Origin of the sequence: Pseudomonas sp. F3-2 (genome assembly GCF_038804275.1) — a bacterium.
In the GTDB taxonomy this organism is placed as follows: Bacteria; Pseudomonadota; Gammaproteobacteria; order Pseudomonadales; family Pseudomonadaceae; genus Aquipseudomonas.
Window position 1 is genome coordinate 4946836 of the sequence record NZ_CP152388.1, and the last position, 15535, is coordinate 4962370.

The window sequence follows — 15535 nt, forward strand, 5'->3', positions numbered from 1 at the left end:
AACCCTTGGCGCTTTGCATTGCCTGGGAATGGACGTCTCCACAACCGCAAAGGTTCCCACGTGAGATGCTATCTGGCCACCCCTGATTGACTGAACGGTTCGGTTATTGCATTCAGTTGGGCTATAATCGCCGCCCTTTTTTGAATCACCTTTCGGGCGATTTCCCATGACCAGACAGGCCGCCGAAGTCGCGAAACGCCGCACTTTCGCCATTATTTCCCACCCGGATGCGGGTAAGACGACCATCACCGAAAAACTGCTGCTGATGGGCAAGGCCATTGCCGTCGCCGGTACGGTGAAGTCCCGCAAATCCGACCGTCACGCGACATCCGACTGGATGGAGATGGAAAAGCAGCGCGGCATTTCCATCACCACCTCGGTCATGCAGTTCCCGTATCGCGACCACATGATCAACCTGCTCGACACCCCGGGCCACGAAGACTTCTCCGAAGACACCTACCGCACGTTGACCGCGGTTGACTCGGCCTTGATGGTGCTCGACGGCGGTAAGGGTGTAGAGCCCCGCACCATCGCACTGATGGATGTCTGCCGCCTGCGCGACACGCCGATCGTCAGCTTCATCAACAAGCTGGACCGCGACATCCGCGACCCGATCGAGCTGCTCGATGAAATCGAAGCGGTCCTGAAGATCAAGGCTGCTCCGATCACCTGGCCGATCGGTTGCTACCGCGACTTCAAAGGCGTTTACCACCTGGCTGACGACTACATCATCGTCTACACCGCCGGCCATGGTCATGAACGCACTGAAACCAAGATCATCCAGAAGCTGGATTCGGACGAAGCCCGCGCGCACCTGGGTGATGAGTACGACCGTTTCGTCGATCAACTGGAACTGGTTCAGGGCGCTTGCCACACGTTCGATCAGCAGGAGTTCCTTGACGGTCAGCTGACCCCGGTGTTCTTCGGAACGGCGCTGGGCAACTTCGGTGTCGATCACGTGCTGGACGCCGTCGTCGACTGGGCCCCCCTGCCGCTGCCGCGGGTCGCCAACGAGCGCACGGTGGAGCCGGTGGAAGAGAAGTTCTCGGGCTTCGTGTTCAAGATCCAGGCGAACATGGACCCCAAACACCGCGACCGCATTGCCTTCATGCGCATCTGCTCGGGCAAGTACGACAAGGGCATGAAAATGCGCCATGTCCGCACCGGCAAGGACGTGCGCATCGGTGACGCGCTGACCTTCTTCTCCAGTGAGCGTGAACAGCTCGAAGAGGCCTACGCCGGCGACATCATCGGTCTGCACAACCATGGCACGATCCAGATCGGCGACACCTTCACCGAAGGCGAAGCACTGGGTTTCACCGGTATCCCGCACTTCGCGCCAGAACTGTTCCGTCGCGTGCGTCTGAAGGATCCGCTCAAATCCAAGCAGCTGCGTCAGGGTCTGCAGCAGTTGGCCGAAGAAGGCGCCACTCAGGTGTTCTTCCCGACGCGCAGCAACGACATCATCCTGGGCGCCGTCGGTGTGCTGCAGTTCGATGTGGTCGCCAGCCGCTTGAAGGAGGAATACAAAGTCGAATGCGCCTACGAGCCGATCACCGTGTGGTCAGCCCGCTGGATCGACAGCAGCGACAAGAAGAAGCTTGAGGAATTCGAGAACAAGGCCGTGGAAAACCTGGCAGTCGATGGCGGCGGTCACTTGACCTACCTGGCGCCGACGCGGGTCAACCTGAGCCTGATGGAAGAGCGCTGGCCGGACATCAAATTCCGCGCGACCCGTGAGCACCATTAAGGGCCATTGAGCCATAACGGCTGGTGATCGTTCCCACGCTCCGCGTGGGAATGCCGACCGTGACGCTCCGCGTCATCTACTGAGGGACGCGGAGCGTCCAGGATGCATTCCCACGCAGAGCGTGGGAACGATCATTCAATGGGTGACCAACGCCTTTGCCCTGAGAGCGAAACGATAGTTACTTCACCACCATCCCCACGCCTCGCCCGCGCGGGTCGGACGCCGTTTCGACTTGGGTGCCGTTGATCCTGATCGCCTGCACGTTCCCCATCGACCAGCCTTGATCCTTGATCGTATACCCCATGGCCTTCAGCTCGTTGGCGACAGGTTCAGGCATCGGGGCAAATTTCTCGGTGAAAATCGTGTCCTTCGGCAGCAATTGATGATGCACGCGCTGAGCCGCGACGGCGTCTTTCAATGGCATGTGGAAATCGTAAATGTTGTTCAACACCTGAAACACCGTGGTGAAAATTCGCGAGCCGCCCGGAGTCCCCAACACCAGCGTGACGGCGCCGTCGCGGGTGACCAGGCTCGGGCTCATCGATGACAGCATGCGCTTGCCCGGCTCGATGGCGTTGGCATCGCCTCCGACCACGCCGAAAGCATTCGCAACGCCCGGCTTGGCACTGAAATCATCCATTTCATCGTTCATCAGAAAGCCCGCGCCTTTGACGACGACGCCGCTGCCGTAATCCCAGTTCAGCGTGTACGTATTGCTGACCGCATCGCCTCTGGAATCAACGATGGAAAAGTGCGTGGTCTGGTGCGATTCAAGCCCTGCCTTGACGTTTTCGGTGGGTGAAATGGCGTTCGGATTCACCTCATGGGCGCGCTGGACGAGGTAGGTATGGTCGGTCAACTGGCTGACCGGCGCCTGGGAGAAATCGGGGTCGCCCAGATAGTTGGCGCGGTCGGCGAACACGCGCTTTTCGATTTCCGCGAGCAGGTGAACATAGCGCGCCGAATTGAGCGGCACGCCTTTGAAATCGTCGCTCAGCTGTTGCTTGATGCCGATCAGTTGCGCAAGCGCGACACCGCCTGAGCTCGGCAGCGGCGCTGTGTACAGGGTGTTGCCGTCGAAATTGACGCGCAACGGTTTGCGCCACACCGCTTTGTAATCGGCCAGATCCTGCCGGGTGATCAGCCCGTTGTCGTTCTGCATCTGCGCAACCAGCAGGTCAGCGGTCTCACCTTTATAGAACTCGTCGGCGCCTTTGTTTGCGATGCGCTCAAGGGTCTTGGCCAGCTCGCGCTGACGGAAGATTTCACCCGCCCTCATGTTGCCGAAATAGTCGCCGAAATTGGTCTTGCCGTTCAGTTGCTTGATGGCTTCGGCGCCGTACAGGTATTGCTTGTCCGCCACGGTAAAGCCGTTCCTGGCGTAGCCGATCGCCGGCGTCAGAAGCTCGGCCCATTTCAGCTTGCCAAACTTGCGATGCGCCTCCCACAGGCCCATGACCGTACCGGGCACCCCGCTCGCTCGCGCGCCCACCAGGCTCATGCCTGGAATCACCTCGCCCTTGGCGTCCAGATACATGTCGCGCGAAGCGGCCTTGGGCGCGGTTTCGCGGTAGTCGAGAAAGTACGGCTTGCCTTTGATGAACAGGGTCATGAATCCGCCGCCACCAATGTTCCCGGCCTCGGGATAGGTCACTGCGAGAGTGAAGGCGGTGGCGACGGCGGCGTCGACTGCGTTGCCGCCTTTCCTGAGAATCTGTGCGGCGACTTCAGCGCCGTATTGGTCCGGTGCCGCAACGGCGCCGCCTTCCAGCGCGATGGCATAAACCGGTGAACTGGCGGCAAAGATCACCGCCAGGGCGAGGGTTTTCAGGGTCACGACTCGCATAAGGCATCCTTTGTAAGCGGGCGGCGACAGCTTGTGTCAGACGGGCTGTCCAGTGGCTGTCGAGACTAACGGTATGACTCCTCATTAATGATGAAACTTCCCGCAAACGCAAACGGCCACCCGAAGGTGGCCGTTATCCTGCGTAGCGCTCACAACACGCTTTGAAGATCGCAGGATCAGGCTTTGATCATGTCGTGCTCGATCCAGTCGATCACCGACGTGCGTTTCGGCACCCAACCCAGCAATTCCCGGGCATGCTTGCCACGCACGCGGCTGTTGGAACCCAACCCGTAATTGGCCATCTCGTAGCCCCATTCGGCTTCGGCGTCCTTGAGCGGCCAGTCTTGCGCCGTGCCGAGCCCCATGGCCTTGGCGATCGCGTTGCTCATGTCGAGGAAGGATGCTTCGCCGCTTTCGACGAAATAGAACGTGCCTGCCGGATTCTTTTCCAGCGCCAGCGCGTAAACCTCGACCACATCGTCGATGTGAACGTTGGACCAGATATTGCCGCCCGTTCCGACGTGGCGCACGATCCCGCTCTTGCGCGCCTGTTTGACCAGACGTGGCAACTGCACGCTGTCACGATTGACGCCCAGGCTGTGGCCGTAAATGAGGGTGTTACACAGGACAGCCGAGCGTACGCCGTCTTTGGCGGCGGCCAGGACCAGATCATCGATGGCGACGCGAGCAGCCTTGTCCGGGGTCGCGGCGGGCAGTTGGCCTTCGTAGTAAATCTTGTCACTGCCTTTGCCGCCCGATGCGTCGCCGACAATGCTCGAACCACTGGTATGCAGGAAGGGTTTGTTCGACCCTTTCAGGCCTTCGATCAGAGCTTCGACCGCGCCGCGATGGTCGCTGCTCGCCGCATTGATAACGCCATCGGCCTTGCGCGCCTGTTCGATCAGCATGTCCTTGTCGTCCAGCGTGCCCACCACTGCAACGATGCCCAGCGCCTTGAGTTCCTGCGCCTGCTCGGCACTGCGCACCAGACCTGTGACGTGATGGCCTTTCTGGACCAGGCCGGTTGCGATGGAGCCACCGATAAAACCTGCGGCGCCGGTAATGAAGATGTTCATGGGGTGACTCCCGTTGGCTGTGAATGATGGACTCAGTATCGACCGATGATTCGGTACGAAAAAGAGAGGTCAGCCCAAAAGAATCTTGCGCACAGGTCACGAATCCCCAGTCTGCCGTCACCCCGGCAGCCGCCGCTCCCGACGCAGATTCAGCGCCAGCACGCTGCTCAGCACCACGATCGAACCCACAATGACCATTGCCGACGGCATTTCACCCAGCAGCGCCGAGGCGATGGCAATCGCCATGGGCGGTGTCAGGTACAGACTCATGGAGGCGCGGCTGACCTCCATGTGCTGCAACACATAAGCCCACGCCAGATACGCCAGCGCGCTGGGGAAAAAGCCCAATACCCCCACGGCAACGTTGACCCGCATTGGCGCATTGAGAATCTCGCCCCACAACCCCGGCAGGTAGACGAGCAGGAAGACCGTCCCCGCCCAAACCGTGAAACAAACCATCGTCAGCCCGTCATAACGATGGCTGTAGCGCTTTTGCAGCGAGAAATACACGCTCCAGGAAAACGCCGCGAGCAACACCAGCAGCCCGCGCACGTCGATGTGTCCGAATCCGCGATCGCCGGTGATGACAATGGCCACGCCCACCAGCCCCCACGCCACGCATGTCCAGCGCCATGCACTCACCCGCTCCTTGAACACGAAATGCGCAAGCAGCGCCGTGAACAGCGGCATCGATTGGATCAAGACGCTAGAGGCCCCGGCGCTGACCCCGGCCTGACCGAAGTTGAGTGCGATGTGATGCAGGCTGACGGCGAAGAAGCCGAGCACAGCCAGCAGCGGCAAATCCTTGAGCCGCGGGAGAGAAATGCGCAGCGACGACGCGATCAGCGCCATGAACACCGAGGCGATGAGAAACCGCAGCAGCGCCAGATGACCCGGGTCGTAGCCTTGCAGACCGATGCGAATACCGGTGGGCGAGAAACCCCAGCATGCCACCACGAAAACGGTCGCCAGCGCGACCTTCAGGCCCTGCCAGCGCAGCCTGGCCAAGCCTGGATCAGCGGCCATATTCACCGGTTCGTTCGCGACGCTCATTTCGATCCTCCTGCCGAACGGCCCAATGCCTGCTCGTGCAGAGGAGTATCGAAATAACTTATGCTCACCACAACCGAACAATAATGACTCAACCATTCACTTTTGGTGACGCATGGAATTGGCCCAGATTCGCATGTTCAAGACGGTTGCCGACACCGGCAGCATCGCCCGCGCCGCCCAGGTTCTGCATTGCGTTCCATCCAACATCACTGCCCGGATCAAGGCACTGGAATCGGAACTGGGCACCGAGCTGTTCTTTCGTCAGGGACGCGGTTTGCGCATCAGCCCGGCAGGCGAGATTTTCCTGACCTACGCCGGGCGCATGCTCAGCCTGGCGGACGAAGCCAGGCGCGCGGTGCATCCCGATGCGGCGCCGTCCGGCCCCTTGCGCATCGGCGCCATCGAATCCTCAGCCACCTCGCGCTTGCCGCGCCTGCTCGCCAGATTCCATGCGCGTTTCCCGCAGGTCTCGCTTGAGTTGACCACTGGCACCGGGCCGCAATTGCTTGAGGCAGCCCTGAACCAGAAACTCGACGGCGCGATCGTCGCCATCGACGTCAAACGTGCGCGCCTCAAGCGCATCTCGATGTACCGCGAAGACCTGGTGCTGATTGCCGCCGAATCCCTGGGCCCGATCAACAGCGCCGCCGACCTGCAGGGCAAATCGATTTTCATGTGGCCGGAAGGCTGCCCGTACCGTGCGGCACTTGAGCGATGGCTGCTCAACCATGGCCAAGCGCATCCAATCATCAGCATTGCCAGCTATGGCACGATTGTCGGCTGCGTGAGCGCAGGCGCGGGCGTCGCGCTGGTGCCCAAAGGCGTCTTCGAGCAGTACCGGAAAGGCTCAGGCTGGGTGGGCTATGAATTCCCTGAGCTGACGTCCATCGACAACCTTTTCTACTGGCACGAAAACGCCGAACACCACCCGGCGAGGGACGCGTTCGTGGAGATGTTGAAAGCGGAATTCAGCGCCGTGAGCCCAGGCCCCTTCCCGGCCTAAGCCGGTCCTGCTAACGCAACGCGCAATTCTGTAGGACCGGCTTTAGCCGGGAACAGGTTTGTTTTCCTGCCGCAAAATTGATGGCGCACATACCGGCCTGTTCCCGGCTGAAGCCGGTCCTACCTACCCACCTACGCGCGTATCCTGTAGGACTGGCTTTAGCCGGGAACGGGTCTGTTTTCCTGCCGCAAAATTGATGGCGCACACACCGGCCTGTTCCCGCCTGAAGCCGGTCTTACCAAGGCAACGCGTAATCTGTAGGACCGGCTTTAGCCGGGAACCGGTTTGTTTTCCTGCCGCAAAATTGATGGCGCACACACCGGCCTGTTCCCGGCTGAAGCCGGTCCTACCAAGGCAACGCACACCTCCTGTAGGAATGGTTAAGGCCGCCTGCGCGGGCTGTCTCAGGCTGCGTAATTCGCCAGCTTTTGCTGGATGAAATCCAGAAAGCACTGGATTCGCAGCGCCAGTTGCGAGTTGCGGTAATACACCGCGTGAATTGGCTGCCGATAACCGCTGTTGGATTCCGGCAGGATGACTTTCAGGCGGCCCAGGCGGATGTCTTCGTGGGTCATGAAATGCGACAGACACACGATCCCTTCGCCCGCCAGAGCCAGTTGACGCAGGGTCTCGCCACTGGACGCAGACACCGTCGGCTGGATGAACAAACGATCCCCGTCGGCGTGGCGCAGCGGCCAGTGGTTGAGGGTTTCGGTCTGAGTGAAGCCCAGTAACGAATGCTCGCTCAGCGCCTGAACGCTCTTCGGCGTGCCATGCTTTTTCAGGTATTCGGGGCTTGCCAGAATATTCAGCGGGCTGGTGCCCAACGCGCGAGCGTGCAGCGTTGAATCTGCCAGCACGCCGATCCTGATCGCAACATCGGTGCTCTGTTCCAGCAGGTCGATGATCAGATCGTTGCTGTTCAGCTCCAGCTGGATATCCGGATACAGCGCCCGAAATTCCGCCACATACGGAACGATGGAATGCAGCATGAAGGGCGACGCCGCATTGATGCGCAAGCGACCCGACGGTGTCTGCTGGCGCAGCGACATCCGCTCTTCCAGCTCTTCCATCTGCCCCAGTATCTGCTTGGCCCGCTCGAGGAAAAACTTGCCTTCCTCGGTCAGGTCCATGCGCCGCGTGGTGCGGTTGATCAAGGTGGTGCCCAGTTTGCTTTCCAGCCGCGACAAAGTGCGGCTGATGGCGGAGGGCGTCTGACCGACTTGTTCGGCTGCTGCTGAAATCGAGCCGCTCTCAATCACTGAAACGAACACCTGTAACTCATCGGATCTGGCTTTCACTGTTGACCTCCGCTCAAAACAGCCTGGATATTAGCCCTGTTTCAAGCAAAAGCCACAGATCGCCGCTGCCGTCCACTGCGCAGAAACGCCCTGAGTGCGCCACCGAATGCGCGGCTGGCCCTGCGCTTGCGGGTCGGTCGTGCCGAGTGGATTGCGCGATGTTCCTCAGACGCCGAACACCGATGCCAGGTGCGCTTCGTAGCGTTTCACGTCGGCGTCGATCTGCGGCACCTTCATCACGTCGACCGCCAGAAAGGTCGGCAGACCGGTCATGCCGAGAAACTGATTGGCTTTGTGGAACGGGAAGTAAACGGCGTCCACGCCCTTGGCTTCGAAGAAGTCGGTCGGGTCGTCGAACGCTTGCTGCGGCGCGTTCCAGGTGGCCGAAATCATGTACTGCTTGCCGTGCAGCAATCCGCCGCTGCCGTATTTCTGCGAGCTGGCGGAACGGGTGCGGCCGTCGTTCGCGTAGAGGCTGCCATAGCCCTCGGTGAACACCTCGTCGACGTACTTTTTCACCGTCCACGGCGCGCCCATCCACCAGCCCGGCATTTGCCAGACGATGACGTCGGCCCAGAGGAATTTCTGCACTTCCTCGGCGACGTCGTAACCCCCGTCGATGAAGGTTTGCTGCACGTCAAAACCGGCGCGATCCATGAACGCCAGGCCCGCGTCGTGCAACGTTGCGTTGTAACGGCCTTCAGAATGTGCGAATTGCTTGCCGCCGTTGATGAACAGAATCTTTTTCATGAAAACCTCGTCGTTGCCCAACCTCAGAGCCGCTGAGGAAGCGTCTGAACCGGGCGTCATAAATGGGAATGGACGGCAGGATAACGATGCAGGACGAGACAGAAAAGTAGGTTCGCAGCAAAGCTCATTTGCGCTGAAGTCACGAATGAACGAAGGATTGTTGTCTTAGAATTCGTGCACTTCCATTCGAGGACACACCATGAGTGATCTGCACGGGTTCATTCTTCACGCCCAGACAAAACCTGAAAAATCCGCGGAATTCGAAGCGCTGTTCAGCGGCTACGTCGCCGCAAGCCGCAGTGAAGAAGGTTGCATCGAGTACCACATGCTTCGGGATCAGCAGGACCCGACGCTGTTTATCTTCTACGAGATCTGGCAATCGAAGGCCCATCTGGACGTGCACTCGGGGCTGCCGCACATGGCCGAATTCTTCGAGAAGCGCATGGAGTATCTGGCGCGGGATTTTGAAATACGCCGCGTCGAGATGATCAGCCCGTCTTCGGCTGTTCGCTGATCTCTGCTAACCCGCAACGATCAGATGAGCGCCCAGCAGCGCCATGCCGATAAAGAAAACACGCTTGAACAACAGAGCGCTGATGCGTTGGCGCAGCCACTGCCCGAACACCATGCCAAGCAATGCCGGGATCAGCGCCAGCAGCGAAGCGCCCATCTCGGCGCCGCCCACGGCACCGTTCCAGAACAACCCGGCGCCCAACGCCAGAGTGGACACGGTGAACGACAAACCCAGCGCCTGAACCAGCTGATTGCGGTCCAGCCCCAGCCCCTGAATGTAGGGCACGGCTGGAATCACGAAGACGCCGGTGGCCGAGGTGATCAGGCCGGTGACCACACCACACAGCGGCCCGAGCCATTTCTCTGCGGCAGGCGGCACGTGCAGCGTGGGCAGGAACAACCCGCACAGCGCGTATGCCAGCAGCGCAACGCCCAGCGCCCGGCTCATGCCGTGACCGCTTCCAAGTCCCAGCGCGTACGACCCCACTACCGTGCCGACGACGATCATCAGCAACAGCGGCCAAAGACGTGCGCACAAACCGCGCAGGTGCCCACCCGCCGCCAGTTGCCAGAGATTGGTGAACGTTGAGGGAATCAACAGCAATGCGGCTGCCTGTGTCGGCAACATAGCCACACCCAGCAGCCCCATCGCCACTGTCGGCAAGCCCATGCCGATCACGCCCTTGACCGCACCAGCGAGCAGGAAGGCCACCATGACCAGCAATGACAGGCCCCAACCGATATTTTGATACAGCGCTAGAAAGGTATTCATGGGCATAGGGTGAGCGAATCGGGCAGGCGTTTAAATCTGCAATATATTGAGGCAGACTTCGGCGTGGACGTAGGCACACTCCATCTGCTGCCGGGCATTCATCCGCGCACAGGCGAGCTGCAACCTGAATCTGCTGTGATCCTCCGGAACGGGCTTCCCCTCTCCGGACGCTCAGGATGTCCGATGTGATCCCTCGCCTACAGAGACTTATCGAGCCGCGCCATGCATTTCGACCTGACCGACCTGAAGCTCTTCCTGCATGTTCTTGATGCGGGCAACATCACCGCCGGTGCGGCTCGCAGCCACCTGTCACTGGCCTCGGCCAGCGCGCGAATTCGCGGGCTGGAAACCTCGCTCGGCGTTGCGCTGCTGGAGCGCGGTCGTCGAGGTGTCACGCCCACATCGGCAGGCAAGGCGCTGGCTCAGCACGCCCGGCTGATCCTGCAACAGGTCGAGCGCATGCAGGCTGATCTCACCGATTACGCGCAAGGTTTCAAAGGTCAGATACGCCTGTTGTGCAACACCTCGGCGCTGAGCGAGTACCTGCCGGAGCGGCTGGCAGCGTTTCTCGTCAGCCACCCCAACATCGACATCAACGTCGAAGAGCAGCCCAGCCTGCGCATCCTCCACGCAGTGCGCCAGGGCGCGGCAGAGCTGGGCATCATTTCCAATGCCGTCGACGCCAGCGATCTGCAAACCCTGCCCTTCTGTGCCGATCCGTTGATGCTCGTCACGCCCGCCGGGCACCCATTGGCCGGACTGGCGAGCGTGCGTTTCGGGCAAACACTGGCTTACGAATTCGTCGGTCTGGGCGCCAACAGCGCCATGGCCATCTACCTGGAAGAGCAGGCGCTGCATTTGGGTCGTCGGCTGAAAACCCGCGTGCGCGCGGAAAGCTATGACGGCGTGATGCGCATGGTCATGGGTGGCGCGGGGCTGGGCATCGTGCCGCTCGCGGCGGTCGAGCGATTTCAGCAGGCGGGAAAACTCAGCGGCGTTGCGCTGAGCGATGACTGGGCCGATCGCAAGCTGTTGCTCTGCGCGCCAGACTTCAACGCCCTGCCGGAATACGCGAAAGCGCTGGTGCGCACGCTGAGCGGGCAGACTGCGTTTCTGGGCACCTCAATGTCGAGCCCAGACAACTGACCGTCGCGGGACCTCCATAAGGTGAGCGGGCGCAACATTCGCCACTCAACCGGAGCTGAAATGAACAAGCCGATCACCGTACTTCGCGACACCACCCCCCTGCCCGTCGTCGACGCCTGCAAATGGGAGCGCATTGGCGGCGACCCGCACACTGTCAACCTCAACGCCTACACCAGCGACGATGGCACAAAGATCATGGGCACCTGGATATGCACGCCAGGCAAGTGGCTGGTCGAGTACGTGAAATGGGAATACTGCGATTTTCAGGAGGGCTACTGCATCATTACGCCGGAAGGTCAGGCGCCTATTCACCTGAAGGCCGGTGACAAGTTCATCGTCGAGCCCGGCATGAAAGGCACGTGGGAAGTGGTCGAAACCGTGCGCAAGTATTTCGTCTTCGCCTGAAAATACGCCCCGTTCCGCCGACCTCATGAACAGGCCGGCGGCGGGAGTCTCTGATCCCCGCCTTCGCCAAACGCTGAATCATCCATCCGCTCTATCGACTTCATAAATGTTTTTGTCGCTCGACTTTTCTCGACACCCGCTAAGATGACAACCGTAATAAATGCCCGAACAACCTCGCGGCATTTGCGATCGCATCCAGGGCTGCTGCACAGGCCCGACCACGGAGCTCATTGTCATGTCTGAAGTCACCCTCTACACCACCAACAGCTGTCCTTACTGTGTCGCCGCCAAGAACCTGCTCAAAGCCAAGGGCGTGGAGTACACCGAGATCAACGTCCAGACGTCGATGGAACAGCGCAACATCATGATGGCGCGCAGCGGCCGTCGCACCGTGCCGCAAATCTTCATCGGCGACCATCATGTCGGTGGCTTCGACGACATGGCGCTGCTTGAGCGCAAAGGCGAACTCAACGCGTTGCTGGCGGGGTAAACGGCCCGTTCGCCAAGCCTCATTTCTCGGAGCGAGCCTGCTCGCCCCGTCGGCGTTCAGGTCGTGAAGATTCACTGGATGTACCGGCCAGTTTGTCCGACGCTGAAGTCGTTCATGAACGTTCCCGCAGCCGCGTCCACTTGACGGTGAAATGGCAGGTTTCCATTTCTGCCAAGTGGACTTGCCATTTGTAACATTTCCCCGCAAGCGCGTTTTTCCTAGCATCCTCCGACGTCGTCGACGCCTGGTTCGCCAGCCACCACGTACTTGAGGAGAGAATGCATATGTCTGATGCCACCGAGCGTCTATGGGGCGCGCGCTTCAAATCGGCGCCTGCCGAGGCCATGGCCAACCTGTCGCGCTCGCCCAGCGTTTACTTCCGCATGACGCCGTATGACGTCGCCGGCTCCAAGGCCCACGCCCACGAACTTGAGCGCGCCGGGTTGCTGGACGCTGAAGAAACGCAGCGCATCATTGCCGCATTGCAGTCGATCGACGAAGACTTTGCCGCAGGCAGGGTTCAGCCCATTGCCGCTGACGAGGACGTGCACACGTTCATCGAGCGCCTGCTCACCGAACGACTGGGTGCGCTGGGCGGAAAACTGCGCGCCGGACGCTCGCGCAACGATCAGACCGCCAACGACATGCGGCTGTTTCTCAGGGATCAGATTCGCGTGCTGACGCTGTCTATCCTTGATCTGCAGAACGCACTCGTCGAGCAGGCCGAGGCGCACATCGATACCATCGCGCCGGGCTTCACGCATCTGCAACAGGCGCAACCGATTGTCTTCGGTCACCACTTGATGGCCCACGCTCAGGCCATTCATCGCGACCTTCAGCGGCTGCAAGACTGGGACCGACGCTTCAGCCTGTCGCCGCTGGGCGCTGCCGCGCTGGCAGGTTCGGCCATCGCCCGCGACCCGCAGCGCTCGGCGGCGGAGATGGGCTATCAAGGCCCGTGCGAAAACTCCATCGACGCCGTTGCCAGCCGCGATCACGTCGCCGAATTCCTGTTCTGCGCCAGCATGCTGGGGATCAACATTTCGCGCATGGCGGAAGAGTTCTGCGTCTGGACATCGCGGCAATTTCGCTGGGTCGAACTCGACGATGCCTACGCCACGGGCAGCTCGATCATGCCGCAGAAGAAAAACCCGGACATCGCCGAACTGGCGCGCGGCAAGTCGGGCCGGCTGATCGGATCGTTGACCGCCATCCTCTCGGTTCTCAAGGCTCAGCCGCTGTCCTACAACCGTGACCTGAGCGAGGACAAACACGCCATATTCGATGCCGTGGACACCTTGAATCTGGTGTTGCCAGCGTTCGCCGGGATGGTCCTTACGATGAAGGTGCGCAAGGAAGAGTTGCTGCGTCAGGCGCCACTGGGATTCACCCTGGCGACCGAGGTTGCTGATTGGCTGGCCGTGCGTGGCGTACCGTTCAAGGAGGCTCACGAGATCACCGGGCAATTGGTGCAGCTGTGCGAAGCGCAAGACATCGGCCTGGAAGACCTGACACCGGAAATGCTGGCGCAGACCGATGCACGTCTGACCCCGGAGGTGCTGGAAGCCCTGACGCTGGAGGCGGCATTGACCGCGCGCAATGGCTGGGGCGGCACGTCACCGGTGCGAGTGGCCGAACAGATCCAGCGCTTCAAGCAGCATCTGACGAGCCACGAACAGTGGGCCAAGGACTACAGCGGCCCGCGCGGCTGATCAAATCTGGCAGGGCACAGGTTTTTACGACGACTGCGTCGCCGATCGCGAGCAAGCTCACTCCCACAAGTTCTGCGCTCGACACAAATCCCTTGTAGGAGCGTGGCTTGCCCGCGATCTGGCGCGAAGCGGCAGCAGAATCGGGTAACGCGGCACATCAGGCAAACCGCATGGCCCGGGTTCACGACGACTGCGTCGCCGATCGCGGGACAAGCCACGCTCCCACAGGTTTTGCGTCACGTCTTCGCGAGCAAACGGCCCACAGGTAGTGCTTTGACACCAATTCTGGCAACGCCACAAATCCTTGTAGGAGCGTGGCTTGCCCGCGATCTGGCGCGAAGCGCCAGCAGAATCGGATGACGCGGTGCATCAGGCAAACCGCATAGCCCGGATTCACGACGACTGCGTCGCCGATCGCGGGACAAGCCACGCTCCCACAGGTTTTGCGCTCGACACAAAACCTGACAACGCCACAAACCCTTGTAGGAGTGCGCTTGCCCGCGATCTGGCGCGCAGCGGCAGCAGAATCGGATGACGCGGTGCATCAGGCAGTCCGCATAGCCCGGGTTCACGACGACTGCGTCGCCGATCACGAGCAAGCTCACTCCCACAAGTTCTGCGTCACGTCTTCGCGAGCAAGCGGCCCACAGGTTTTGCGCCACGTCTTCGCGAGCAATCTCCCATCCTGATACCCATCAGCCCTTCTTGATGTACGCCTCGACCACCGCCGAGAAATCCTTGCCGCCATCGCCGCGTAAACTCATCGCCTGATACAACTGCTGCGCGATGGCTCCCAGAATGACGGGCTGGCGGGCGACCCTCGCCGCTTCGGTGGCGAGGCCCAGGTCCTTGAGCATCAGCTCGGCGCCGAAGCCACCGGTATACCCTCGCGAGGCCGGGGCGGTTTCGACAATCCCGGGCCACGGGTTATACATTTCCGAACTCCAGCAACGCCCGGTGGAACTGTTGATGATGTTGGCCAGAATCGCCGTGTCGATGCCCAGTCGATCCCCCAGGGCCATGGCTTCGGCAACGCCAATCATGGAAATGCCCAAGAGCATGTTGTTGCAGATTTTGGCGATCTGCCCGGTGCCGACCTCGCCGCAGTGCACGATGTTGCGCCCCATCTGCGCGAGAATGGGCTTGAGCACGGTGAAGTGCTCAAGACTGGCGCCCACCATGAACGTCAGCGTCCCGGCCTGGGCGCCGCCGGTCCCGCCCGACACAGGTGCATCGCCGACGACCACGCCTTGTCTGGCCGCCGCGGCGGCGACGTCCCGAATGGTCTGTGGATCGATCGTGCTGCAATCGACGGCGGGAACGCCGGAAGCGATCCCGGCCAGCACGCCATCGTCGTTGAGGTAAACGGCCCGTACATGAGCCGCGGCGGGCAGCATGGTGATCACCAGTTCCGCGCCTTGTGCCGCGTGTTTCGGCGACTCGCTGATGCGACTGCCCAGTTCGGCGAGCTCCGCCAGCACCTGGGTGTTAAGGTCAAACAGGTGCAATTGATGACCGGCCCGAATCAGGTTCCGCGCCATAGGCGCGCCCATGTTGCCCAGACCGATGAATGCGATTTTCATGGTGTCATTCCTTTTTCAGATTCAGCTCTGCGTGTGAATCACCTTGCCCGCGCCACTGCGCCAGCCGCGTGACACCGATCGCTGTGGGGGCGAGCCTGGTCAGGGCCGCGTCCGGATCAAGACGTTTGCCCGGAC

14 protein-coding genes are annotated in these 15535 nt (G+C 60.9%); 7 read left to right on the top strand and 7 right to left on the bottom strand.

Features of this window, described 5'->3' with window-relative positions; all coding sequences use genetic code 11:
- The first annotated feature begins 166 nt into the window (after positions 1–166).
- Entirely contained in the window at positions 167–1750 is a 1584-nt protein-coding gene (locus AAGQ88_RS22235; protein ID WP_285422564.1) for a peptide chain release factor 3, read from the top strand.
- Between the two features lie 178 nt (positions 1751–1928).
- Here the strand turns inward: AAGQ88_RS22235 and ggt are convergent, their stop codons facing one another.
- The 3 genes from ggt to AAGQ88_RS22250 all read right to left on the bottom strand — a co-directional run bounded on the left by ggt (position 1929) and on the right by AAGQ88_RS22250 (position 5698).
- Positions 1929–3596, bottom strand: coding sequence for a gamma-glutamyltransferase (ggt, locus tag AAGQ88_RS22240; protein ID WP_342653591.1), 1668 nt, complete (start codon positions 3594–3596; stop codon positions 1929–1931).
- A gap of 176 nt (positions 3597–3772) precedes the next feature.
- Positions 3773–4672 (bottom strand): NAD-dependent epimerase/dehydratase family protein, encoded by a 900-nt coding sequence (locus AAGQ88_RS22245; RefSeq protein ID WP_342653592.1) that lies wholly within the window; start codon positions 4670–4672, stop codon positions 3773–3775.
- Positions 4673–4789: 117 nt separating this feature from the next.
- Complete coding sequence (locus tag AAGQ88_RS22250) at positions 4790–5698, bottom strand: DMT family transporter (RefSeq protein WP_342655868.1); 909 nt, start codon at positions 5696–5698, stop codon at positions 4790–4792.
- Between the two features lie 139 nt (positions 5699–5837).
- Between AAGQ88_RS22250 and AAGQ88_RS22255 the strand changes: the two genes are divergently transcribed.
- Positions 5838–6728: a LysR family transcriptional regulator gene (locus tag AAGQ88_RS22255; RefSeq protein ID WP_342653593.1), complete on the top strand. Its 891-nt coding sequence runs from the start codon at positions 5838–5840 to the stop codon at positions 6726–6728.
- 404 nt (positions 6729–7132) lie between these two features.
- Here the strand turns inward: AAGQ88_RS22255 and AAGQ88_RS22260 are convergent, their stop codons facing one another.
- Positions 7133–8029 carry a LysR family transcriptional regulator gene (locus tag AAGQ88_RS22260; protein ID WP_093462687.1) on the bottom strand — a complete coding sequence of 299 codons (897 nt, stop codon included), beginning with the start codon at positions 8027–8029 and terminating at the stop codon, positions 7133–7135.
- 165 nt (positions 8030–8194) lie between these two features.
- Positions 8195–8779, bottom strand: a complete 585-nt coding sequence (locus tag AAGQ88_RS22265; RefSeq protein ID WP_342653594.1) for an NAD(P)H-dependent oxidoreductase — start codon at positions 8777–8779, stop codon at positions 8195–8197.
- Positions 8780–8978: 199 nt separating this feature from the next.
- Between AAGQ88_RS22265 and AAGQ88_RS22270 the strand changes: the two genes are divergently transcribed.
- A complete protein-coding gene (locus AAGQ88_RS22270) occupies positions 8979–9293 on the top strand; it encodes a putative quinol monooxygenase (RefSeq protein ID WP_093462681.1) in 315 nt (104 codons plus the stop codon).
- A gap of 6 nt (positions 9294–9299) precedes the next feature.
- On the opposite strand, the gene AAGQ88_RS22275 is transcribed toward AAGQ88_RS22270, so the two are convergent.
- Positions 9300–10064 (bottom strand): sulfite exporter TauE/SafE family protein, encoded by a 765-nt coding sequence (locus tag AAGQ88_RS22275; RefSeq protein ID WP_285422570.1) that lies wholly within the window; start codon positions 10062–10064, stop codon positions 9300–9302.
- 222 nt (positions 10065–10286) lie between these two features.
- Here AAGQ88_RS22275 and AAGQ88_RS22280 point away from each other — a divergent pair, with 222 nt between their 5' ends.
- The 4 genes from AAGQ88_RS22280 to argH all read left to right on the top strand — a co-directional run bounded on the left by AAGQ88_RS22280 (position 10287) and on the right by argH (position 13817).
- The gene (locus AAGQ88_RS22280; RefSeq protein ID WP_342653595.1) at positions 10287–11210 is read left to right on the top strand and encodes a LysR substrate-binding domain-containing protein; all 924 of its coding nucleotides are present in this window, start codon (positions 10287–10289) and stop codon (positions 11208–11210) included.
- A gap of 60 nt (positions 11211–11270) precedes the next feature.
- On the top strand, positions 11271–11615 hold the full coding sequence (locus tag AAGQ88_RS22285) for a cupin domain-containing protein (RefSeq protein ID WP_285422572.1): 345 nt from the start codon (positions 11271–11273) through the stop codon (positions 11613–11615).
- A 235-nt stretch (positions 11616–11850) separates the two neighbouring features.
- Positions 11851–12105, top strand: a complete 255-nt coding sequence (gene grxC / locus AAGQ88_RS22290) for a glutaredoxin 3 (protein WP_093462672.1) — start codon at positions 11851–11853, stop codon at positions 12103–12105.
- A 284-nt stretch (positions 12106–12389) separates the two neighbouring features.
- The gene (argH, locus tag AAGQ88_RS22295; RefSeq protein WP_342653596.1) at positions 12390–13817 is read left to right on the top strand and encodes an argininosuccinate lyase; all 1428 of its coding nucleotides are present in this window, start codon (positions 12390–12392) and stop codon (positions 13815–13817) included.
- 695 nt (positions 13818–14512) lie between these two features.
- On the opposite strand, the gene mmsB is transcribed toward argH, so the two are convergent.
- The gene (gene mmsB / locus AAGQ88_RS22300; RefSeq protein WP_285426840.1) at positions 14513–15400 is read right to left on the bottom strand and encodes a 3-hydroxyisobutyrate dehydrogenase; all 888 of its coding nucleotides are present in this window, start codon (positions 15398–15400) and stop codon (positions 14513–14515) included.
- Positions 15401–15535: the final 135 nt, after the last annotated feature.